Annotated in this window: 23 protein-coding genes; 13 read left to right on the top strand and 10 right to left on the bottom strand. The window is 34.8% G+C overall.

Annotated elements, in window-relative coordinates:
* Positions 1–484 precede the first annotated feature (484 nt).
* Complete coding sequence (locus tag LG295_RS12760; RefSeq protein WP_107531232.1) at positions 485–985, top strand: GNAT family N-acetyltransferase; 501 nt, start codon at positions 485–487, stop codon at positions 983–985.
* Positions 986–1,269: 284 nt separating this feature from the next.
* Here LG295_RS12760 and LG295_RS12755 read toward each other — a convergent pair whose 3' ends face one another.
* The 3 genes from LG295_RS12755 to LG295_RS12745 all read right to left on the bottom strand — a co-directional run bounded on the left by LG295_RS12755 (position 1,270) and on the right by LG295_RS12745 (position 4,157).
* A complete protein-coding gene (locus tag LG295_RS12755; protein WP_107557967.1) occupies positions 1,270–1,857 on the bottom strand; it encodes a histidine phosphatase family protein in 588 nt (195 codons plus the stop codon).
* A 199-nt stretch (positions 1,858–2,056) separates the two neighbouring features.
* Positions 2,057–3,307, bottom strand: coding sequence for a M20 family metallo-hydrolase (locus tag LG295_RS12750; RefSeq protein ID WP_107557968.1), 1,251 nt, complete (start codon positions 3,305–3,307; stop codon positions 2,057–2,059).
* 19 nt (positions 3,308–3,326) lie between these two features.
* Positions 3,327–4,157: an alpha/beta hydrolase gene (locus LG295_RS12745; protein ID WP_325999187.1), complete on the bottom strand. Its 831-nt coding sequence runs from the start codon at positions 4,155–4,157 to the stop codon at positions 3,327–3,329.
* 163 nt (positions 4,158–4,320) lie between these two features.
* On the opposite strand from LG295_RS12745, the gene allC reads away from it, so the two are divergent.
* The 9 genes from allC (at position 4,321) to LG295_RS12700 (ending at position 14,920) form a co-directional block, all read left to right on the top strand.
* Entirely contained in the window at positions 4,321–5,553 is a 1,233-nt protein-coding gene (allC, locus tag LG295_RS12740; protein ID WP_107531236.1) for an allantoate deiminase, read from the top strand.
* A gap of 100 nt (positions 5,554–5,653) precedes the next feature.
* Positions 5,654–6,442, top strand: coding sequence for a (S)-ureidoglycine aminohydrolase (gene allE / locus LG295_RS12735; RefSeq protein WP_039068471.1), 789 nt, complete (start codon positions 5,654–5,656; stop codon positions 6,440–6,442).
* 15 nt (positions 6,443–6,457) lie between these two features.
* Entirely contained in the window at positions 6,458–7,489 is a 1,032-nt protein-coding gene (gene allD / locus LG295_RS12730) for an ureidoglycolate dehydrogenase (RefSeq protein WP_404476009.1), read from the top strand.
* A 161-nt stretch (positions 7,490–7,650) separates the two neighbouring features.
* Positions 7,651–8,700, top strand: a complete 1,050-nt coding sequence (gene allD / locus LG295_RS12725; protein WP_107557971.1) for an ureidoglycolate dehydrogenase — start codon at positions 7,651–7,653, stop codon at positions 8,698–8,700.
* A gap of 15 nt (positions 8,701–8,715) precedes the next feature.
* On the top strand, positions 8,716–10,476 hold the full coding sequence (locus LG295_RS12720; protein ID WP_318832419.1) for an acyl-CoA synthetase FdrA: 1,761 nt from the start codon (positions 8,716–8,718) through the stop codon (positions 10,474–10,476).
* 1 nt (position 10,477) lies between these two features.
* On the top strand, positions 10,478–11,743 hold the full coding sequence (locus LG295_RS12715; RefSeq protein ID WP_107531240.1) for a DUF1116 domain-containing protein: 1,266 nt from the start codon (positions 10,478–10,480) through the stop codon (positions 11,741–11,743).
* Between the two features lie 8 nt (positions 11,744–11,751).
* Positions 11,752–12,540 carry a DUF2877 domain-containing protein gene (locus LG295_RS12710; RefSeq protein WP_241961573.1) on the top strand — a complete coding sequence of 263 codons (789 nt, stop codon included), beginning with the start codon at positions 11,752–11,754 and terminating at the stop codon, positions 12,538–12,540.
* The gene (gene arcC / locus LG295_RS12705; RefSeq protein ID WP_107531242.1) at positions 12,533–13,492 is read left to right on the top strand and encodes a carbamate kinase; all 960 of its coding nucleotides are present in this window, start codon (positions 12,533–12,535) and stop codon (positions 13,490–13,492) included. The genes LG295_RS12710 and arcC overlap by 8 nt, the downstream gene beginning before the upstream one ends.
* Before the next feature lie 216 nt (positions 13,493–13,708).
* Positions 13,709–14,920 carry an MFS transporter gene (locus LG295_RS12700; RefSeq protein ID WP_107531243.1) on the top strand — a complete coding sequence of 404 codons (1,212 nt, stop codon included), beginning with the start codon at positions 13,709–13,711 and terminating at the stop codon, positions 14,918–14,920.
* 132 nt (positions 14,921–15,052) lie between these two features.
* Here LG295_RS12700 and LG295_RS12695 read toward each other — a convergent pair whose 3' ends face one another.
* Both LG295_RS12695 and LG295_RS12690 read right to left on the bottom strand, forming a co-directional pair.
* Entirely contained in the window at positions 15,053–16,264 is a 1,212-nt protein-coding gene (locus LG295_RS12695) for an alanine--glyoxylate aminotransferase family protein (RefSeq protein ID WP_325999183.1), read from the bottom strand.
* A gap of 165 nt (positions 16,265–16,429) precedes the next feature.
* Positions 16,430–17,167, bottom strand: coding sequence for a poly-gamma-glutamate hydrolase family protein (locus LG295_RS12690; RefSeq protein ID WP_318832417.1), 738 nt, complete (start codon positions 17,165–17,167; stop codon positions 16,430–16,432).
* 307 nt (positions 17,168–17,474) lie between these two features.
* Here LG295_RS12690 and LG295_RS12685 point away from each other — a divergent pair, with 307 nt between their 5' ends.
* The gene (locus tag LG295_RS12685) at positions 17,475–18,008 is read left to right on the top strand and encodes a hypothetical protein (RefSeq protein WP_107531246.1); all 534 of its coding nucleotides are present in this window, start codon (positions 17,475–17,477) and stop codon (positions 18,006–18,008) included.
* Between the two features lie 188 nt (positions 18,009–18,196).
* Positions 18,197–18,934 carry a carboxylesterase gene (locus tag LG295_RS12680; protein WP_107531247.1) on the top strand — a complete coding sequence of 246 codons (738 nt, stop codon included), beginning with the start codon at positions 18,197–18,199 and terminating at the stop codon, positions 18,932–18,934.
* A 100-nt stretch (positions 18,935–19,034) separates the two neighbouring features.
* Here LG295_RS12680 and LG295_RS12675 read toward each other — a convergent pair whose 3' ends face one another.
* The 3 genes from LG295_RS12675 to LG295_RS12665 form a co-directional block, all read right to left on the bottom strand.
* Positions 19,035–19,382, bottom strand: a complete 348-nt coding sequence (locus tag LG295_RS12675) for a MerR family transcriptional regulator (protein WP_107531248.1) — start codon at positions 19,380–19,382, stop codon at positions 19,035–19,037.
* Positions 19,383–19,582: 200 nt separating this feature from the next.
* Positions 19,583–19,903 carry a hypothetical protein gene (locus LG295_RS12670; protein WP_107531249.1) on the bottom strand — a complete coding sequence of 107 codons (321 nt, stop codon included), beginning with the start codon at positions 19,901–19,903 and terminating at the stop codon, positions 19,583–19,585.
* 31 nt (positions 19,904–19,934) lie between these two features.
* On the bottom strand, positions 19,935–20,693 hold the full coding sequence (locus LG295_RS12665) for an SDR family oxidoreductase (protein WP_326020500.1): 759 nt from the start codon (positions 20,691–20,693) through the stop codon (positions 19,935–19,937).
* Positions 20,694–20,882: 189 nt separating this feature from the next.
* On the opposite strand from LG295_RS12665, the gene LG295_RS12660 reads away from it, so the two are divergent.
* A complete protein-coding gene (locus LG295_RS12660) occupies positions 20,883–21,863 on the top strand; it encodes a ketoacyl-ACP synthase III (RefSeq protein WP_326020498.1) in 981 nt (326 codons plus the stop codon).
* A 347-nt stretch (positions 21,864–22,210) separates the two neighbouring features.
* Here the strand turns inward: LG295_RS12660 and LG295_RS12655 are convergent, their stop codons facing one another.
* Complete coding sequence (locus LG295_RS12655) at positions 22,211–22,582, bottom strand: DUF1801 domain-containing protein (RefSeq protein ID WP_326020496.1); 372 nt, start codon at positions 22,580–22,582, stop codon at positions 22,211–22,213.
* A gap of 241 nt (positions 22,583–22,823) precedes the next feature.
* Entirely contained in the window at positions 22,824–24,125 is a 1,302-nt protein-coding gene (gene brnQ / locus LG295_RS12650) for a branched-chain amino acid transport system II carrier protein (protein ID WP_107531253.1), read from the bottom strand.
* Between the last annotated feature and the right edge of the window lie 50 nt (positions 24,126–24,175).

Below are 24,175 nucleotides of genomic sequence, written 5' to 3'. Positions count from 1 at the left end.
ATGAAATATATTGATAAAATAAAAATGCTAAATATTAAGTTATTATTAAATGATAACTTAATATTTAACTAATGTGTATATATAAAGTTATAATATCTATTAATGGTTATTTTTAATAAATTTAAATTTTGAAATTACAGTAAATCAATTAATACAAATATAATTACAAATTATTAGTTTGTTGGTGTTTTTAAAGTTGTCCATCAATAAGGTTTAAATTGAGGGCCACCGTGTTTAGTGCATACAATCACTAACATGAATGTTTTCATTTTTAGTACTATTTAACCTATGATAAATTAAAGTGACAGTATTGAATATTTAAGTTAAATAAATTCTATATTGATAAGATTTAATGTACCAGTGGCTGATAAAATACTTGATTCAATTTAATATATAAACCTAATTTATAAATGATTCAAGCTGCAAAAATGATATGAATAAGGTAGTAATAATAGTTGATTTCTAAAATCTTAGGAGGGTAAATATGGATTTCTATTCTAGAGATTTAATAGATACAGATATAGATGACATAAATGAATTACATAATTTAACAGAAGTAACTAAGTACCAAACTTGGAGTACTCAAAGTAATGAGGAGACAAAGCAATTTATTGACGAAGTTATAAATAAAGATTCGAATTTTGTTTATAATGTTTTAGTTAATCCTGATACTGATAAAGTTATTGGGACGATACAATTAGCTATAGATGAAAGGAATAAAAGCGCCGAAATTGAATTTATTATTCATCCGAATTATTGGAACAATGGTATTGCGACAAATATAGCTAAAACCATTATAAAATATGCTTTCAAAGTGCTGAAACTAAACAGAATATGGGCATCTATTGATTCAAATAATATAGCGGCAAGAATGGTCTTACAAAATTTAGAAATGAAGCTAGAAGGCTTATTTAGAGAAAATAGACTAGTAGACGGAGAATATAGTGATACATTAAACTACGCTATTTTGAGAAGTGAATACTAACTGTTAAACCCAATGCTTTAAAGAGCTACTTTTTTTAAAGCAGCACTTATTAATTTATTAAGTTAGCGTTTCTTACACCTGAGTTTTATTCAGGTGTTCTACTTTTAAAAATTAGTATCTCTTATACGTGAGTACTAATTCAGGTGTTTCGATTTTAAGAGTTAGTGGGACTTATGCATGAGTGAAGGCTCAGGTAATCATTTAACCCTTTCAAATCTAGCTATATCGCAGGAAAACGAAACTTTTTAATTATATTAGATTTCTGTTTCGTGCGTTTAATGTTTTTAGATGCCTGAGCTTTGCATCGGCAAATGTGAAGTTTGGTCATAATTGATAATAGTATAATGACCATCAGTAATTTTTAGTGTGCTCATACTGCCATTTGTAAGTTTTGTGATGCCGGTTCCAATATTGCCATTTGAGTAATGATGAAATATGGCGTTTATAAAGGCCCCGTGAGAAACGATTAAAATATTTTTATCTTTGTAATTACTTCTAACTAAATCTATACCTTTTAAGAAGCGGTCTTTGATTACCGCTTCTTTTTCTTTATTTGGATAAATGAGTGAAGGGAATTTTGCACTGCGTTCTTCTGGAGTTAACCCTTCAGCATCTCCAAAAGAAACTTCGATAAAAGCGTCGTTTTCTATCAATGGAATATTTAAGTAATGTTGAATCCATTGTGCAGTTGTTTTAGCTCTTGATAATGGGCTTGTAAGTATTACATCCCAATGTGATTCTTTTAAATACTGGCCGCATGCTTTGGCTTGTTCTATACCTTTCTCATTTAAAGGGGTATTTGTAAGTCCTTGTAATCGCCCAGCAGTATTCCAATCAGTTTCTCCATGTCTGATAAAACATATCTTCGTCATTATAATCAACCTCTGTCATTGTATAGTCTTTAAAAGTATTTTGAAGTTAAAAATTTAATTTTAACATGTAAAGTTTTTCATAAAATATTGTGCGTAAAAAAGTGAGAAACCTATTTGTGTAATAGGATACTCACTTTAGTTGTTAATTATATTATTATTTTGGAGAAAATCAACGAAAGCAACATTTACAATAGATGTATTAATCTTCTAGTATTGTTTCTAGTTTGGCTAACTCAATCGTTGTATCTATATAAACTTGAATACCTTTGGCTATCTGTTGCTCAGTGACAGATTCTTCTGGTGAGTGACTAATGCCCTTTTTACAAGGAATAAAAATCATACTCGTGGGACAAATAGGTGCGAAATTCATCGCGTCATGGCCTGCACCACTATACATATAACGGAAACTATAGTCGGACTGAAGACAACTCAGTTCAGTAATTTGAGCCATTTTATGATTGAAACTTCGTGGGTCGTCTTGACCTAAATCTTCTAAATGGTATACTGTTTTACGTTTTTGAGTAATAGCTTGAATTTGTTGTTGGATTTCTGTAACAACTTGTTCACGTACTGCTAGGTCTTTTCCACGAATATCAATAAGCAAAGTGACTTCTCCTGGAATTGCATTCATCGTATTTGGATATACATTAGCGTAACCAACTGTCGTAACAATGCCTTGGTCATGATAAGCTTGCCCTATAGATTCAATACTTAAAATAATTTCTGACGAAGTAGTCAGTGCATCGATTCTCATAGGCATAGGAGTAGAACCAGAATGACTCGTGACACCTTGGATATTCAACTTAAAACGGTGAGGGGCAGCAATATCTGTGACAATACCAATATCTTTGTTGTTCTTTTCAAGGATTGGGCCTTGTTCAATGTGCAGCTCTAAAAAAGCTTTAATTTGGTTACGTTCAAATAATGCAGCCTTGCCGTGCATATCTTGTGATAAGGGTTCGACGACATCATAAAGTATATTGCCTTCATTGTCTTTAATATATTTCATATCCGATTTAGTCATCTTACCTGTTAAGTATTTACTTCCTAATGTAGCCTCGTTAAATCTTGTTGACTCCTCACAGGCAAAAGCAATGACGATGATAGGGTGATCAGTTTCTATTTTATGTGTATTTAAATGTTCAATCACCTCTAAAGCACCTAGTACACCAAGTAACCCGTCATATTGGCCACCATCTTTCACAGTATCGATGTGAGAACCTAAAACTACAGGTTTCAAAGATGGGTCTTTACCTTCTCTGCGTGCAATGACATTTCCGAAGAAATCAAAATATACGTCTAATCCAGCTTTTTGGCATAACATAGAAAACTTTAATGCAGCTAACCTCTCTGGGTGTGTAAATGCGATACGATTAATACCACCATTTCGTTCGTTTCGAGCAAAGTTATTAAACGTTTGAAAATTATCTAAGACATTTTGTAAATTCACTATAAACAGTCTCCTTCAATTAAATGAGTTGGTTTAAAAAATGTACGACCTTCTTATATAAATTAATGCTAGTTTCATTTACTGTTCTATCAAAGTCATGTTGGTTATCTTCTAAAGTTTCCATATGACAATTTTTCACGTTTTGATAGATATATTCACTTTCGCTATATGGCACATCTGGATCATTGATACAATGGACAATGAACGTTGGTGAAAATTGATTGAGTTGCTGAGGTGAAATATTATAATCACTTTGCGTTGAGGTCTGAATGCCTAAATAATCTAACCATTTAGCTTCTCCACGTGCATGTATATAAATAGGGTATCTGGCTTGCATAGGTCCAGAGGTTAACGGTTGCTGTTGAATCAATTGGTTAAGTATCTCAGGGGTGATTTTAGATGATAGTGCTTGATACCGTGAATTTGGTCTTAAAAATGATGGTACATGTACACGGCAATAACCATAAAAATCAACAATGCCATCAACCTGACGATGTGTTGCGACAATCATTGCTAAAAAAGCACCTGCTGAACGACCGAATGTAAATAAAGGTAATGATGGATAGCGTTGTTTAGTCGCATCATATTGCAGTAAAGCATCACCAATAATTGTATTTATATTACTTTCAGGTGCGAGACGGTAAGAAGCAAGAACGAGGTGAAAGTCTTGTGTTAATAAGTCTATGTAATTCTGCGGAAGATCGTCAGGGCTCCCAAAGATTAATCCGCCACCATGAAAGTACATTATAACGCCTTTTGCATGTTTGCTTTTTGCTTCAATAACTGTGAAAGGTAAGGTGAATCCATCCTCAGTCATCATTTCAGAATGATATTGAGACAAACCTATCACCCTCCTATATATAAAATTTGCTAACTATAGTATCTCAAAGAAATGTTTAGAAGTATTTGTATAAATCGAATAAAAGTCTTAACCATTATTGTTAGAAATGTGAATGATAACTAAAATGTAAACGCTTATAATTGGTTGTGAAATGAAAAAGGAGTTGAATTTAATGGACATACGATCTTCTTTTGAATCTTTAGATAAAAAATTCACCGGTTTTGGTGGATTAAACGGTGGCGGTATTACACGCTTACTATATTCAGATGAGTGGTCAAATGCTGTACATGAATTAAAACGTACATTAGAAAAAGAAGGATTTGAAGCTAGTTTTGATAGTATCGGTAATTTAAAAGGACGTATTGAAGGTAGCAAATATCCAGAAGAGACAATTATGTCTGGGTCACATATTGATACTGTTGTTGAAGGTGGTCATTTAGATGGTCAGTTTGGTGTATTAGCAGCGTTAGTTGCAATGCAATCATTGAAAGCTGAGCATGGTCAACCACTACGTTCACTTGAAGTCTTGGCGTTAGCTGAAGAAGAAGGTAGCCGTTTCCCGTATGCGTTTTGGGGAAGCAAAAATTTCTTTAACTTAGCGAATCGTGAAGACGTGAATGACATTGCTGATGGTGAAGGTATTAATTTTAAAGCAGCGATGAATAACGCTGGTTTTGATTATCGCAGTGAAGATAATGATTATAGCTATATTAAGTCATTTATTGAAGTACATATTGAACAAGGAAAAGTATTGGAAACTGAGAAGAAAGCAATCGGCGTCGTCAATGGCATTGTTGGACAAAAGCGTTACACGATTAATTTGAAAGGTGAAGCAAACCATGCGGGAACAACACCGATGGGATTAAGAAGAGATGCAGTAGTTGCTTTCAGTAAAATCGCAACAGAGCTAACTGATAAAGCAAGAGCGATTGGAGACCCACTAGTTATTACTTTTGGCCGTGTTGACCCAGTGCCAAACACAGTGAACGTAGTGCCAGGTGAGGTTACTTTTTCAATTGATTGTAGACACATCGATCAAGCAGCGTTGAATGATTTTGCGCAAACGATTGATGATTGCATCAAAACGGTATCAGAACAAGAAGGTGTCGAATACGACATTAACTTATGGATGGACGAAGCGCCGACCATGATGGATGAAAGTTTAGTCAAAGTAGTAGAACAAGCTGCTGAACAAGTAGTTGGTTCTAATGACAGTAAAATAATGCCATCAGGTGCAGGGCACGATTCTCAAATCTTTGCTAAATACCTACCGACCGCAATGTTGTTTGTCCCATCTATTAATGGTGTGAGTCACAATGTTACAGAAGAGACTAATATTGAAGATTTGGTTAAAGGTATAGAGGTGCTCAAACAAGTATTGTATCAACTTGCTTATAAAGAATAAGCGTTAAATGACTACGGATTAAAGCAGTTAAACAATGATTGTTTAGCAATTTTTAACGAGAAAATAATAATTCCAAAAAGAGAAAAGGAGTAATGTTTTTATGGGTTATTTAAACCACAATCAAGGTTATAGAGAAGGCTTATTAGAAACACGTTCAGTAATTAAAAAGGATAATTATGCAGTAATTACGCCAGATGGCTTAGTTAATAATGTAGTGCCAGGTTTCGAAGATTGTGATGTAACGATCATGGGGTCTCCAAGGTTAGGCGCTCGTTTTGTTGATTATTTAGTTACTTTGAAAAATCAAGGCGGTAACAAACAAGGCTTTGGCGGTAACGGCGTACAAACATTTATCTATGTTGAATACGGTAACATTAATGCATATGCAGATGATAAAAAGTATGAGTTAAGCGCAGGCGGTTATTTATATGTTCCAGCTCATCAAGTTATGACGTTTGAAAACAGTAACCAAAATAACGATAGTAGAGTATTTTTATACAAAAAACGTTACCAGCCATTAGAAGGATATACACCAGAAGTAGTTACTGGAAATGTTAATGACATGGTGCAAGAACCATATGAAGGTATGGAAGAAGTGAAAATTTTAGATCTTTTACCAAAAGAACTTGCGTATGATATGAATATTCATATTTTATCATTTAAACCGGGTGCGTCTCATGGCTATATCGAAACACATGTACAAGAACACGGTGCGTATATCTTAAGTGGACGTGGCATGTACAACTTAGATAATGAATGGATGCCAGTTGATAAAGGAGATTATATCTTTATGGGTGCCTATGCGCCTCAAGCGACATATGCAGTAGGTTTAGATGAACCATTTGCATATATCTATTCAAAAGATGCTAATAGAGATATTGAAATTTAAGGAAGGTTGTTAACGATGGAAGAAGAGACGTTAGTATACGTTGAAAGAGATAAATTACGTGAACTGTTCAAGAAAAAATTGACGCAAGCTGGTCTTCCTGAAGTACAAGCAGACAAAACGGCTGACCTTATGATATTTGCTGATGAGCGTGGCATCCACTCTCATGGGTCCGTGCGTATGCAATATTATGCAGAACGTATTTCAAAGCAAGGTTATAATTTAGAACCTAGTTTTGAATTTACGCAAAATGGACCTTCAGCTGGAACTTATTTTGGAGATAATGCAGTAGGGCATTATGTTGCGTATCAGGCAATGGAAGAAGCTATCACCATGGCTGAGAATAGCGGTATTGGTATGGTAGGCATTAAAGAAATGGGTCATAGTGGCGCTATTGGTTATTTTGCAGAACAAGCTGCAAAACGAGGAATGGTAGCCATTACAGTATGTCAATCAGATCCAATGGTTGTCCCATACGGTGGTACGAAGCCATACTTCGGCACGAATCCTATTGCCTTTGCTGCACCGCGACAATCGGGCGAACCTATTTTGTTCGATATGGCAACAACAGTGCAAGCATGGGGTAAAATCTTGGATGCGCGTTCCAAACATAAATCAATCCCAGATACATGGGCGGTGGATAACCAAGGCGAACCGACAAGCGATCCATTCGAAGTGGCGGCATTATTGCCAGTTGCAGGACCTAAGGGATACGGACTAATGATGATGGTGGATATCTTAGCAGGTAGCCTCCTAGGATTGCCATTCGGTCAACACGTCACTTCAATGTATAAGGACTTAAGCCAGTACCGTAGATTAGGGCAGTTTCATATTGTAATCAATCCAGCTTATTTTGGAGATGAAACATTATTTTTAGAAAAAGTCTCTGAAATGGTTGATGAGTTACATGATATCAAACCAGCACAAGGATTTGAACAAGTCTACTATCCTGGAGAAATCCAGGAAACAGTAAAACATCGTTATGCTAAAAGTGGTATTCCAGTCGCTGAAAGTATTTATGACTATTTAGTATCAGAGCAACTGTATTAAATAAAACTAAAGGAAGTGAAATGGGAACGTTATGAAATGTATGAGGCCGTACATTTAAAGACCAAGCTTACTCTCCCAAGTAGCTTCCTTTTTAATGCAATAAATAGACTAAACGTAGATAAAAATTAGTGGAATTGACTATAAAGTGAGGAGGTTTTCATATGCGTGTATCGAAAGAACAATTACTTGAACTCATGAAAAATAAATTGGTAAAAGCTGGATTAAATGAAAGTGCTGCACAAGATGTTGCCGACGTATTGACATTTGCAGATCACAGAGGTATCCATTCTCATGGTGCTGTCAGAGTTGAGTATTATGCAGAACGTATTGCTAAAGGTGGTATAACAGCTAATCCAAACTATCAATTTGAACAAACAGGTCCTTCAGCTGCAGTCTTTGAAGGAGACAATGGCCCTGGTCACCAAGCTGCGAAACAAGCAATGGAAAAAGCTATTGCAATGGCTAAAGAAAGCGGTGTTGCGGTTGTTGGTATGAAGAACATTTCTCATAGTGGGGCACTGGGTTACTTCGTCGAAATGGCTGCAAAAGAGAACATGGTTGGTATTAGTATGTGTCAATCAGATCCAATGGTAGTGCCGTTTGGTGGTACAGAACCTTACTTTGGAACTAATCCTATTGCATTTAGTGCACCATCAAATGACGATCGTATTATTACATTTGATATGGCAACGACAGTGCAAGCGTGGGGGAAAGTACTTGATGCAAGAGCGAAACATTTATCTATCCCAGATACATGGGCAGTTGATGCACAAGGCGAGCCGACAACTGACGCTAGAGATGTACATGCACTTGTTCCAGTAGCTGGACCTAAAGGTTATGGCTTAATGATGATGGTCGATATTCTATCCGGTAGTTTATTAGGTGTCCCTCATGGTGTACACGTATCATCAATGTATAAAGATTTAACTAAGGGACGAGATTTAGGACAATTGCATATTGTAATAAATCCGGCGTTTTTCACTGACTTAGACCAGTTTAAGACACGCATTTCAACTATGTTAGATGAACTTAAAGCACAACCTGCTGCGGAAGGATATGGTGAAATTTTCTATCCTGGTGAACGTGGTCGTATGCGCAGTGAAAAATATGACGAAAATGGTATAGAAATTGTTGATGACATCTATGAATACTTAATTTCGGATGATGTACATTATGATCGTTACCATGGAAAAAATAGATTCGCAGAATAATAATGGAGGCATAAGATGTTATACACAATAATTAAAGAAAATACGTATCAAGATTCAATTGTATTAATGCTACTATCAAATAAATTATCTGCTATTGAAGGTGTTAATAAAGTATCTATTATGATGGGGACACCTGCTAATAAAGATATATTCAAATCATCTGGCTTAGGTACACCTGAGCTAGAAGAAGCGAAACCAAACGACATTGTCATCGTTGTTGATACTGATGATAAAGATAAGGTTGAAGAAATTGATCAAGAAGTAGAAGCAGAATTAAAAGGTAAAAATGAAAGTGATGATAAAGCACAAAAACAAGATGAAGCTTCAAACTGGAAGCGCGCGTTAGAATTAGCTAATAACCCTAATCTTGCGTTAATCTCTATTCCTGGACAATATGCAGCTATGGAAGCAGAAAATGCTTTAAACCACAATTTAAATGTCTTTATGTTCAGTGACAATGTTGCTAAAGAAGATGAAGTACGTCTGAAAAAAATTGCCCATGATAAAGGATTACTAGTTATGGGACCAGACTGTGGTACCGGAATTATTCATGGTTTACCACTCGCGTTTACTAACACAGTCAACCAAGGTGATATCGGTGTCGTAGGTGCATCAGGTACAGGTATTCAAGAAGTTACAACGATTATCGATAGAGAAGGTAAAGGTGTAACGAACGCATTAGGTACAGGTGGACGTGATTTATCAACTGAAGTTGGCGCAATCACAATGTTAGATAGCATAAAAGCTTTAAATTCAGATCCAAAAGTTAAAGTGATTACTGTTATTTCTAAGCCACCAGCTAAAGAAGTAGAAGAAAAAGTGCTGAATCTATTACGTAATATTGATAAACCAGTCGTTACTTTATTCTTAGGTTCAAAACCTACGTATACTGAAGAAAACATTTATCATGCGTATACATTGGAAGAGGCTGCTCGTATATCTGTTCAACTTTCAAATGATGAAACACCACAATTCAAACCACATGTGAAAGAGAATATCTCGGTGACTTTAAACGCAAAACAAAATGGTATCAAGGGTTATTACTCTGGAGGTACTTTAGCATCTGAAGCAGCGATGTTAGTTAAAGATACATTAGGTGATGATTCAACAGATGCAACGCCAGAAGGTTATTCATACAAAGGTGGAAATCATGAAATTATTGATTTAGGTGATGATATCTATACGCAAGGTAGACCACATCCAATGATTGACCCATCAAAACGTATTGAAATGTTAGAAACATCATCAGCTGATCCATCAACTGCAGTCATTATGTTAGATAATGTCATTGGCTATGGCAGTCATGATGATATGGCAAATGAATTAGCACCAACAATTAAAAACATTCTTCAAAAAGTAAAAGAAGAGGGACGCTCTTTAGCAGTATTAGCAACTGTAGTTGGAACAGAGCATGATCATCAAGATTATCATGAACAAATCAATACTTTAGAAGCAGCTGGAGCTGTAGTATGTGACACGAATGATCAAATGGTACGTACAGCGTTAAACATTATTGGTAGTAATGTGACGCAACCAAACCGTGAAATAAAATCTTTTGAAGTGGAGCAAGTAGATTTAACTGTTGATGAGAAAGTGATGAATTTAATCAATATGACACCTAGCGTAATTAATATCGGACTACAAAGTTTCACATCAGCGATTCAAGATGGTGGCGCAGAAGTTGTACAGTTTAATTGGCGTCCAATTGCTGGCGGAGACGAAAAACTAATGAAAGTACTCCAATATTTAAATAATTTCGAAGGAGAGACGGTATAACATGGGTTACAAAACAATAGATGAAGCAAACCAAGCGGTTATAGATAAAATGATTGCTGCAGCACCGTTTTTAGTAGATGTAGTGCCAGCGAAATCAAAAATTCCTGAATTAACAGAGCACGTGCTATTACACGCGGGACCACCGATTAAATATGAAAATATGACAGATCCTATGCAAGGATCATGTGTAGGCGCTATCTTGTTTGAAGGATGGGCGAACAATGAAGAAGATGCACGTTCATTACTAGAAAACGATAAAATCACATTTATTCCTTGCCATCATGTTAAAGCTGTTGGACCAATGGGTGGTATTACTTCAGCAAATATGCCGGTCTTAGTTGTAGAAAATAGAGAAACTGGTAATGAAGCTTACTGCCAAATGAATGAAGGTATTGGTGCAGTCCTACGCTTTGGCGCTTACAACGAAACAGTAGTAAACCGCTTACACTGGATGAAAGATGTTTTAGGTCCTGTACTTAGTAAAGCTTTAAAACAAATGAAAGATGGTTTGAACGTAAATGTACTGATTGCGAAAGCCATTGCGATGGGAGATGAATTCCACCAACGTAATATAGCCGCTTCATTAGCATTTCTAAAAGAGGTAACACCAATTATCGCTGCATTAGATGATGTAGAACAAGATAAACGTACAGAAGTACTTCAATTTTTAGCTGATACAGACCAGTTCTTCTTAAATATTGCGATGGCAACAGGTAAAGCTATGATGGATGCTGCACGTACAATTGAACATGGTACAGTTGTGACTGCATTATGTCGTAATGGTGAAAACTTTGGTGTGCGCATCGCTGGAATGGGTGACGAATGGTTCACTGCACCGGTAAATACACCTCAAGGTTTATATTTCACAGGCTATTCTGCAGACGATGCTAATACGGATATTGGTGACTCTGCTATTACTGAAACTATTGGTGTTGGCGGTATGGCAATGATTGCTGCACCTGCAGTAACAAGATTCGTAGGTACAGGTGGATTTGATGATGCTTTAGAAATCAGCAACGAAATGACTGAAATTTGTATCGGTGAAAATCCTAACTTTGCAATCCCTACATGGAACTTTAAAGGTGCATGTTTAGGTATAGATGCGCGAAAAGTAGTAGAGACAGGAATCACACCCGTAATTAATACAGGTATTGCACATAAAATTGCAGGTTACGGTCAAATTGGTGCTGGAACAGTACATCCGCCAATCGAATGTTTTGAAAAAGCAATTACGGCATATGCAGAAAAATTAGGCTTCAAAGCGTGATTTTTCATGTGCGTTCAATAGGGGCAATTGCCCAGGAAATACTCGAACAGCAACAAACGTTTTATGTGCATAGTATTTTTGAAAAAGGCTTCAACATTGTGAATGATGATCAAAAACTTATTTTTATAGGTAGTGATGAAAATGGTACGTTTCCATTTGGTGTTACTGTAGATCATCAAACTAAAAAACAACTGTTAGAAAACATTGCTGTGAATCAACCTATAAAAATAACTGCAAATGCAATGTTTATAATCGATAATTGTCAATTGGTTTGGCGTAATCAAGCGGTACATGCGAGTAAGGTTGAGCTAAATTCAAATCCATTATTATGGTCAATGTTGCATGAAAACATCACGACATATGACTTTTCAGAGTATAACAAGGGAGATTTTTCTTATTTAAAAATGCAGTCCATCATGGAGACATTGAAACAAGAAGATGATAAGGCAGTTAAATCTTCATTGCGTTATTTGGTTGGAAGAGGACAAGGTTTAACCCCTTCAGGCGACGATATATTAACGGGTATGCTATTTGTGCATTTCATGAAGCCTTTTATATGTGATGGGAATTTAGAGATTATACAGGAACTTATTCAAGAACAGTTAACAACAATAGTTGCTACAGCCTTTTTGGATAGTGCATTAAAAGGATTGTTTAGTTCAAAAATATTAGCGTTGCAATATCAACCAACGGTGTATCACATGAATCAACTGTTAGAAGTAGGATCATCTTCTGGAAAAGATACATTGTATGGGATATTTATAGCAACAACTTTAAGGAGTGGAACGTATGAGTAAACGTGTAGTATTAGCTTTAGGTGGTAATGCAATTCTTCAACCAAAGCAAGAAGCGTCATACGAAAATCAATATAATAATGTGTATTCAGCTACACGAAAAATGGCTGAATTAAAAGCGCAAGGACACAATATTGTGGTTACGCATGGTAACGGGCCTCAAGTAGGGAATATAATTGCACAAAATGAAGCGGCTAAAGACATTGTCGATCCTTTACCAATTAATGCTTGTAATGCGGAATCACAAGGTTTTATAGGATATATGATGGAAGAATCATTAAAAAATCATTTGAAGTCTTTAAATATCGACAGTAATGTAGTAACGTTATTGACAATGGTAGAAGTAGATAAAGATGACCCTGCATTCAATAATCCAACTAAGCCTATTGGTGTATTCTTTGATGAAATAGAAGCACAACGTTTAGAAGAAACACATGGTTTCGTAATGGTAGAAGATGCAGGTAGAGGATACCGTCGTGTCGTTCCTTCGCCAGAACCATTAGTTATCCATGGTGTAGATCAAATCAAGTCACTTATTGACCAAGCAGTCGTTATTTCTTCAGGTGGTGGCGGTATTCCGGTCTATAAAGACGACAATGGTAATATACAAGGTGTCGAAGCGGTAATTGATAAAGACCGCTCAGGTTTAAAATTAGCGGAACAAGTTGATGCCGATACATTTGTAATGTTAACTGACGTTTCAAACGTATGTGTTAACTTTGGAAAACCAAACGAAGAAAAACTAAAAACGATTTCTGTTGAACAAGCGAAGCAATATGTTGCTGAAGGACAATTCCCAGCTGGCAGTATGTTACCTAAGATAGAAGCGGCAATTCAGTTTGCTGAAATGGGTAAAGAGGCGATTATTTGTTCATTAGATGATGCGATAGATGCTTTAGCAGGTAAAGCTGGCACACGTATTTTATTGGAGCCATCAACAGAAGCGGTAAATTAATTGGAAAAAGTAATATGAACAAAATGATACTACTTTGATTGAAATGTATCATAAACATTAATTATAAAACACTGATTGTTCATTGTGTTTGTATTGTAATTTTTAATCAGTCAGTCGTTTTGTGAGCGGGAATGGAAATCTAAATGAAATATTAGATTACTGTCCCGCTTCATCATTATAAATATAAAAATAGAGAATTAAGAAAGGTGGTATAAGATGACTGACCCATACCGCATCAATAAAGTTAATAATAATTGGGGCGTGATACTTGCAATTGTTTTTATTGCTTCAACATTACGTGCACCATTAACGTCGGTCGGTCCTGTAGTTGATGAAATTAAACAAGTTATGGAAATTAATAACAGTGTTGCAGGCATCTTGACTACGATACCGCTGATTATTTTTGCAATTGTTTCGCCATTCGTTTCAAAAGTAACTGCTCGATTAACCATGTCTCGTACAATATTGTATTCTACGATGCTACTCATTGTTGCACTATATTTACGTATTGCAGGAGATTTCACTTTGTTCTTAATTGGCACACTCATTCTTGGAATTGCTATTGCATTCGGCAATGTGGTGTTACCAAGTTATGTTAAATGGTATTTCCCGATGCAAATTGGTCTAGCTACTGGTATTTATAGTGGAACAATGAATTTTACTGCTGGCTTAGGCGGTGGTTTAAGCTTTCCACTGTCAGAAATAACGCCATTAGGTTTTAGATTGTCATTATCTTTTTGGATTCTTTTTGCGGTTATTGCAATCATACTGTGGATACCTAAAGCACGAAAAGGTGTAAAATTAGAGAAAGCAACGGCGATAGCGGATCAACAAGATAGACCCAAAAAGGTAGCCATAACGAAATCTAAACTGGCGTGGATGGTTGCGTTGACCATGGGATTTCAATCGATGGTATTTTATACCGTAGTGGCTTGGGTACCATCAATTCTTGTAGATAGAGGATTGGATCCTTCTACGGCAGGATATTTATTAATGCTCAACCAATTTTCACAAGTACCAATGACCTTTACCTTCCCGATTATCGCTTCTAAATTGAAAGACCAACGTATATTAGTCGTGATTATTACGGTGCTATTCTTGGTAGGATTTAGTTTATTCTTTACACAATCATTAGTGCTACTGATTATTGGTATTATCATTGCAGGATTAGCGATGGGTGCTTGTTTCAGTTTATGTATGACTTTCTTCTCAATTCGAGCGCGTACAAGTGATGGTAGTATTTCATTATCTGGTTTTGGTCAATCTGTTGGTTATTTAATTGCTGCTGTTGGGCCATTCTTGATTGGTTATCTTCATGATGCTACGGAAAGTTGGGATTCAGGCATTATTGCTTTAATTGTGATGTCAGCACTATTCTTTATTTTTGGTTATCCAGCTGCTAAAAATAGAGTTGTAGAAGATCACTAATAAGTATGGTTGGTATGATATTTATGTGAAATTATTTTCTGCAGTTAATTTAATTCATGTAATTAGGTGATTACTGCATATATAAGGAGAGACCTAGACATTGATTAATGTCTAGGTCTCTCCTTTTGGTTTTTATGCGTAATAAGCTAATAGTGTATCGATAGCTTTTTCGGGATTTAAATTTTGTACGCCTTGATGTGCTAGGTAAAGTGAAAATATAGATAAGAATGTTAAGATGTTTTGCTTTTCAATAGCATAACCCATGATACCAATTCTCCAAATTTTACCTTGTAGTTCACCAAAGGATCCTGCAATCTCAATACTGTAATTTTTTAACAAGCCTTCTCTAAATTTACTATCGTCTGCGCCATCAGGAATGTTAACACAGATGACCATTTTCATTTCATTTGTTTCATCACCAAATATTTCTAAACCTAAAGCTTTCAATGCTTGTTTCAGGCCTTCTTGGTGATATGCATGACGTTCGGCACGTGCTTCAATGCCTTCAGTCAATGCTATTTTCAGACCAGTATATAGCGCGTAAATCGACGTCGTTGATTCTGTGTGGTGGTTTAATCGCTTAGGACTCCAATAATCTTGTAATTGTGTTAAATCGAGATAATTACTGCGTATAAAGTGGTCTTGTTCTGTACTTTCATTGGAACGGATACCAAGTTCTACGCGTTTACGTTTATTGATTTCTTCACTAAATCTGTCGTTAAATGTAATTGGTGTAATGCCTGAAGGTATAGATAAACATTTTTGTGCACCACCGATGACGGCATCTAGTTCCCACTCATCTACTGGAATAACCATACCTTGATATGTAGCTACTGCATCAACAACTGAATAAATGCCGCGTTCTTTACAAGCACGACCTAGTTGATCAATCGGTTGCAAGCGACCAGTAGAAGTCTCACCATGTACAATAGCGAGTACTTTGGGTTTCACAGTATCTAAAGCTTCAATGATTTCTGCTTGTTCAAAAACGGCACCCATTGGTTTTTGAATATTATGTACGACACCACCTGCACGTTTTACTAATTCAGTAAACAAGTAACCGAATCTACCTATGATTGGGACAAGTACGGTATCACCAGGTTTGACGATACTAGCGATAACGGCTTCTAAACCTGCACGACTTGTTCCATCGATAGGAAATGACCATTGATTGTCTGTTAAAAAGGATTTTCTAATGAGTTCCATCGTTTTATTCATTATGTCTACAAATTCATAATCAAATTGACCTAAAATTGAATTAGACATTGCTTGAGAGACACGAGGGTCTACACTTACGGGGCCAGGGGTCATAATTAATCTTTTGTTTATTTTCAAATCATCCATATTATTAACCTCATTTTCTATAAATTGTGTCAGTATATACTATACTCTAATAAATAACAGAGTTAATCGTCAAAAATGATGAAAAATAATTTGTTATTTGTGAGAATATTACAAAAATTGAGTGTTTATGAATGATTTTACAATAATGTTCCATATTTGATAAAGTTAACCATTTGCTTCAAGTGCTTGATGAATAGCTTCGGCAAATGTATACATTGTAATACTCCAATTTGCTTCATTAGAGCGAGAATTCATAGATAAATTTTGATTATTAAAAAAGGACTGTCTTAGTGCATAAGTTAATTCTAATTGAACACCTGCACCTTTAGCATTTTTATTAGCTATATTTTGACTAGATTCTCCTTCTAAGTGAGAGGGTGATTCTATAACATTGAAGCCTTTTGCAAGTAATGCATTTTCTATAGATGTTTTAAGTTGCTCATCTCTACCACCAATATAAACCGCCGGTTCACTACCACTCGCCCCATGTATCATAACCGAATTTGAAACTTCTTGTTGCATGTCTTCGACGACAGGTTCATCAAAGTTTGTTGACGTGACATGCAGTTCGGCATTATTTAATGTACGAATACCTTGAAATGAATAATAATTATAATTACCTAGAGCTGCAGTTAACGTGGATAATTCTGTTGTACCCGCTTCAATGTTGCCACCATGTATAGCGGCAATTAATGTATTACTTTGATTATTACGATACGATAGTTGCCAATCTACACCAGATTCAGTATCGTCCATAAGTTTTGACATAGAGCCATATAAATCGGCGGCATAAACGTTAGAAGAAGGTAGAATAGTGACAAAAGTGATGGTTGCAAACAAGCATAGTGCTATAGCCCGTATGCATTTAAAATAGGGTAAGGCAATTGCTTTTAAAAAGTACATAATAAACTCCTATACGTATTAAAAATATTTTATAAATATAATATTATCATAAATTTTGTTAAAGTATAAAAAATTATATAATTTTATTTAAAAGATATGTTGCGGAGAATTTAAAAGCGTTGTACAATGAATTTTCATGCCTTAGGGCATGTTAATTAAGAGGCAGGTCTGTAACATGTCCTTTGGCATGTATGCAGACTCCTCTTAGTTGTCGGGCTACTTTTATAAGTAGCTCGTTTTTTTTATAATTGATGTATGTTACAATGCTTATCCTGCCTCGCATAAAAAATTTGGAGGTGTTAAAATAATGATAAACATTATATCGGCTATAGGTTCTTTAGGTACTTTTATCATGGCACTCTTTTACTTTGTGTCAGTCAGTGTGCAACTTTATCAAATGAAGATTAGCTTTTTACCAGCACTTGGTTTTAATCAAATATTGCTTACACGAGACAAAAATGAACTGCAACTGAAAAATGTTGGTATCGAAAGCCAGTCAGAACAAGATTATTTAAAGCTATATAATCTTGGTGGTGGTGCTGCGAAGAATATAAAAATTGAAATTTATATTGGTGAACAAGAAGTGTTACAAACTAAATATGTAAATATTCTACCTAGTAAAGAAGGATATTTATTGCCAATAAATAAAGATGTATTTTCTGAAATTGAAAGTACTATCCAAAACAATGGCTATGAATCTGACTTAAACGTTAAGTTGTCATATCAACATAATGTTAGTAGAAAAACACAAGAGCTATATTTAAACGGTAAAATAGATAGCTTTAATGCGTATAATGATAAATCAATCTATGAATTACAATTTTTTAATATGACGCAGTAACATTAAACTAAGAGAAGTGTGTAAATATTTAAATATGAACTCCCTTTAATACAGCAACATGACGATGTGTGGTATTAAAGGGAGTTTATGTTTCAGTGAGAAATATAGGTGTTTAAACGGATTACTTTGAGGGATAAGTAATTTTCAATTACAATACAGTAGGAAACTAAAACTTGGAGTGACAATAGATGATAAACATAAAGGCACCAAATCCAATATTTTTGGAACAGCATGAAGCAGAAAAAGCTATATTATTACTACATTCATTTACAGGCACGGTTCGAGATGTAAAGTTATTGGCCACAAAATTAAACAAAGCTGGCTTTACATGTTATGTGCCACCATACAAAGGTCATGGACTTATGCTAGACACATTGATGGATTATGATGTGGATGACTGGTTAAATGATGCGATTGAGGGTTATCAATTTTTACAAGATAAAGGTTATTCAAAAATAAATGTCTGTGGCGTCTCCTTAGGGGGGATATTATCATTGAAATTGGCAGAACAGTATGACATTAATGCTATAGCTATTATGTCAACGCCATACAGAAAAAGTGATGCGGGACTTTCTGGTAGGCTTGAAGATTATGGTCAACGTATAGGGCAGTTGTTAGGTCTAGATCAAGTAGAAATTGATACTCAATTAAAAAGAATTCCTAACTATGGTCCAGAACTCCAAAAATTTCAATTATTAGTTGAAAATGTCATGTCAAATTTAGATCGTATCACGGCTCCGATTGCTATTAAGTATGGTGAGCAAGATGATGCTTCATATAAAACGAGCGCCGACTATATCTATAATCAAATTCAGCATGAACATAAAGAAGTTGATGGTTATAAGATGTGTAAGCATTTGATGACCTACGGTGAAGGCCACCTTGAAGTTGAACAAGATATTATTGCGTTTTTTGAAGACTATTAATGCTGTAATACAGCATTAACTTGCGTAATGAGATAGTTGTATTTTAATAATTTTTGCTGAAGCTTAGCGCTATGATATATAGTTCCTTCTAGGCTTGAATTTATTCACTTTCTAACACTTTGAACTTTTCTGCTAATGTTTGTAAGCCTTCATCAATAATCTTCTTTTGTTCTATTAAATTTTGTTGATGGTCTAAAAATATTTGCTTACGTTTTTGTTTAGTAGCGCTTCCTTGATGATACAATTCAGCAATTTCCTTTAATTTTGAGACGGGCATATGTGTCTGTCTCATACATTTTATGAATTCAATCCAATATAAATCTTCTTCTGAAAAATCTCTATAACCATTTTGATTTCTTGAAACAAATGGGAAAAGTCCGGCCTTATCATAATAGCGAAGCGTGTGTTCACTCATGTCTAATTGTTCGGCTGCTTTTTTTACTTGCATACATTTTCCTCCTAAAATATAGAAAGGCAGGAAGGTCGCACAACTTAAACATTATGTTTGTATTCCTGCCTTCTTAAAACACAGAGCTATGATATATCTGAGAAACAAAAAACATGTAAATTTAGATATACTAAAGCACTTGTGAATGTTCTATTGTGTAGTTATTTTATAGAATGTTTCAATTGAAGTTAATCTTTGTCCTATTTAATAAGTGCTGCTAATAAATGTTCATAGTTATTGTCGATTATAGCTTCAAAACCAAATGTGGATGCTAAATCTTTTTGTAATGCGTCCATTGTGTCGTAGCCTACTAACGTATAATCATTGATACATAAACCGATGCGTTTAATATCGTTATGATACAACTGGTTTTGATGAGATAATTCTATGATTTCTTCGGCCAAAGCATTCACATAATTTTCATTAGGAATTGTAATGCGCTTGTCGTCGATAATACTTTCTTCTGAAACGATTTGTATTTCTGTTTCATTATCTTTAAATATAGCTACAAAGTAATACATAGTATAATAACCTCCTAATTTATTATATACATTAACGCGTAGTGTAACCTCCGTTTGCGAATAATGTCTGTCCATTAATCCACCAACCATCAGTGGTTAAGAAAGTAATAATGGGTGCAATGTCTTCAATATTTGTCAATTGGTTGTGAAGCGCTTGTGATTTGTGAAAAGCAACAGCTTCTTCACTTTCTTGTGGATAGAAGAAAGGTGTATCCATTGGTCCAGGAGCAACAGCATTAACAGAAATACCTCTATCCATGTATTCTTTGGAAGCTGCTCGTGTGTAATGTTCTACGGGTGATTTACCTCCTGCATAAGTAGCGTAAAAACCTGTATAAGCAGCGAGTAAAGCAGTTGCTAGCGTGATAATTTTACCGTTGTCATTCATAGCTTTTTCAGCGTATTTTATAAAGAAATAAGCTGATTTCGCATTAATATCTGTCATGTTATCAAATTCTTCTTCGCTCGTATCAGCAATAGGTTTTTTCAGCACTTTTCCTACTGTGTTAATAGCAATATCGATTTTTCCAAAAGTATTTTGAGCGTGTTGGAATAAGGATTCAACATTACTCACTTGCGTTAAATCACCAGAAAATAATGTACCTTCACCACCTAGTGATTCAACTTGTGCAAGAGTGTCTTGAGCTTCATCCAAAGATTGTTCATCGTGATGATGAATCACTAATTTGGCTCCTTGCTCAGCATAAGTCTTACTTAATAAGCCACCAAGGTTTTTTGCACCGCCTGCAATTACTACAACTTTGTCATTTAAACTATTGAATTTTCCCATATTATAAAACCTCCTTTGAATATATTTCAACAATAAACCTTAGAGCGCAATGTCAAGCAAGCTTTTTGATGATTTTTTTATTTAAATCTATAAATTTATAATTAAAATTATCATTTAAATTTATTTGTGAAAATAGTAGCATGAATAATATGGAAATATATAATTATTATAGTTAAAGGGGATGATCAGATGAATTCGTTTGCCAAAATTACTGCACAGGGTTCCTACGTTCCAGAACAAATAATGGACAATCATGATTTTGAAAATATAGTAGATACGTCAGATGAATGGATACAACAAAGAACTGGAATTGTAGAGAGAAGAATTACAAAAGAAAATGAATATACAAGCGATATTAGTTATAAAGCAGTATTGGATTTACAAGAGAAATATCAAGTCGATTTAAGTGATGTGGATATGATTGTGAATGCAACATTAACAGCTGATTATAAAACGCCAAGTGTCGCTTCTTATGTACAAGCTAAGTTAGAGTTGGAAAATGCAGGTGCAATAGATATTAATGCGGCTTGTGCTGGTTTTACTTATGGTCTTAATATTGCAAATGGTCTCATAACTTCAGGTCAAAATAAGAAAGTTTTGGTTATAGGAGCAGAAACATTATCTAAGATTACAGATTACAAAGATCGTGGCACATGCATATTATTCGGAGATGGGGCAGGTGCATTTTTAGTAGAATACAATGAAGATGAGACGAGTTTTATAGCAAGTGATGCTGGCTCAGATGGTAACAAAGGTCATCATTTATATTGTTCGGAATTATCTGAAGCAATGTTTGACGAAGCGTTAGCAAATCCAGGGTTTATTGTTCAAAATGGCCGTGGTGTGTACAAATGGGCAGTAGGCAATGTACCGAGAATTATTGAGCAGACTTTGAATAAAGCCAATTACGCGAAAGAAGATTTAGATTGGTTTGTACCACATAGTGCGAACGCTAGAATGATTGAATCTATATGTGATAAATCTGGTATAGCAAGAGATAAAGCATTAAAAAGTCTTGAATACTATGGCAATACGTCCTCAGCCACAATTCCGTTGGCCATTGATCTAGCGGTTAAAGAGAATAAAATTAAAAAAGGTGATTTAGTATTACTAGTTGGATTTGGTGGTGGATTAGCATATGCATCTACCTTAATTAAGTGGACGTTATAGGTGATGACATAAGATAAATACGAATACTTTTGAGTGTGACCATTCATTTAGTTAATTTAAAAGGTGAACGTTATGAGAAGCTAGACGATATAATAAAGTATTTGTCTGAGCTAGGTTGTAAAATAGAAGAAGTAAAAGTCGATTATGAATTCCAAACTAATGTGAATACTATGTTAAAGATTAAAAAATGAAACACCTTAAACTAACTTTTGGTTGTTTTGATATTAGTCTGCAATCAAATAATAACCTCAGTAAGCAAAAGTTATAAAACTTTTGTACTGAGGTTAATTAGAGATCCTACTCTATGAAGTTAGAGTGTCTCTTTTTTTATGTTGAAAATGTTTGGATTACGTTCGCCAAAATGTTGCGCAATCAGCCTTATCATCGATATTGTATTGTATGATTTCTTTTAATAAGGCATAGTCAATATCTTGGTCCCATTTTATGCGGAATAAATTATTTGTCTGTGAGTAACCAGCGGCTTTTATTTTTTTGGTGAACTCAGCTAACGCCTTTGATTCAGGTGCTACTGAGAAATGTGCTTTTGATTTACTAAACCCAATGATAAAAGTCCCGTGATCTGTGTACATTGGCTGATTCCACTTTACTGTAGTTTCAAGGTTTGGAAATGTTTCTGAAATCCAATTGAAAATGGCTTCCATTTTCTCTTTGTGTGATGCATGATCAATAGACTCTAAAAAATCTTTGAATTCATTCATATTAAAACTCCATTCTTTTTATTTATATGGAATATTGCTTTAATTACTTATTAGCTATCATAACAAATTCAATAGATATTATCCTCAGATAACATATAAAAATAGGGCGTGAAGATATGAATTCAATAACATGATTTCATATCTTCACGCCCTTTAATTGCTAAGTTAAAATACAAGTATTAAAACAAGTCAAAAGACTATTACTTATGTTTCCTATATTAACAGTTAAAAGTTTTCAAGATTATGATGGCTTTACAGTATTTCTTTTTAAAAAATCAATAATTAAACCGACAACAAGTAAAATGATAAATGGAATCAACCAACTTAATTGAATATCAGCTAATGGTAATTTTTGATATAACGTATTAAGTGATTTAAACAAGTTGAAATCATTTAGTATTTGTAACACTGAGATAACGAGTGTAACGATAGTCGGTAAGATAAAGGCAAATTTCATTTCAAATGGAATGAAAATGCCAACTAAAGAAATAAGTACTAATACAATCGATGTTGGATAAATAAAAGTTAACAATGGAACAGCGATCTGTAAAATAAGCTCTAAACCTAGCGTTGAAACAATAAAACCAAGTAAAGAGAATACCAATACGAACTTTTTATAAGATACTTTTGGTAATTTCTTCATAGCAAATGCGGCACAGGCATTGACTAACCCAATACATGTAGTTAAACATGCTAGAATTACGATGATACCAAATAATAAATTACCTATAGATCCAAATACACGTAAAGAATTGAACGTTAAAATACCTGTACCATCTTTGAATCCAGGATGACTTGTTGTAGCGCCGACGTAAGCAAGTGCAAAATAAATAACGAGCAGTAAAATCGCTGATATTAAACCTGCTTTAATCACGTGCTTGACGAGTGTCTTTTGATTATCAACACCATTTAATTTAAACATTTGGACGATGACTACCGAAAATGCTAAAGCAGCTACTAAATCCATCGTAAAGTACCCTTGTAGAATGCCTGAAACTAAGGGTGTTTGAGCATACTCACCACTCGCTTGTCCAATAGAGCCTTCTGGATTAATAATTACCAATATACATAAAATTGCGATAATAATTATTAAAATGGGTGTTAAATATTTACCTAAATTATCTATAATACGGCTTGGGTATAAAGCAATAATATAAACAACGAAGAAAAATATTAATGAAAATACAATTAAAGTGAAATGATTATGTACGGGTAATATATGATTTGTTCCAATTTCGTAGGCAACGTTAGCAGCACGAGGAATACCGTATAATGCACCGATTGATAAGTAAATACAGATTGCAAAGACCGTACCGAATATCGGATGGACTTTGTTACCGATGCTTTCTACGCCACCGTTCATATAGGCAACTACAATAACTGTTAAGTAAGGTAGTAATATACCGGTAATAGCAAATCCAGTCATAGAAACCCACATATTTTCTTGAGCTGTGTAACCTAACATAGGTGGAAATATTAAATTTCCGGCGCCAAAGAAAAATGAGAATAACATTAGACCAGAAATTAGGATAAGTTTATTCATTTTTATATACCTCAATTTCAAGGAGATTATCTTGCACAAAACACATGCTA

The organism is Staphylococcus pseudoxylosus, from assembly GCF_044794325.1.
In the GTDB taxonomy this organism is placed as follows: Bacteria; Bacillota; Bacilli; order Staphylococcales; family Staphylococcaceae; genus Staphylococcus; species Staphylococcus pseudoxylosus.
The sequence above is the reverse complement of the archived record's forward strand: the minus strand, read 5'-3'. Positions and strand labels throughout refer to the sequence as shown.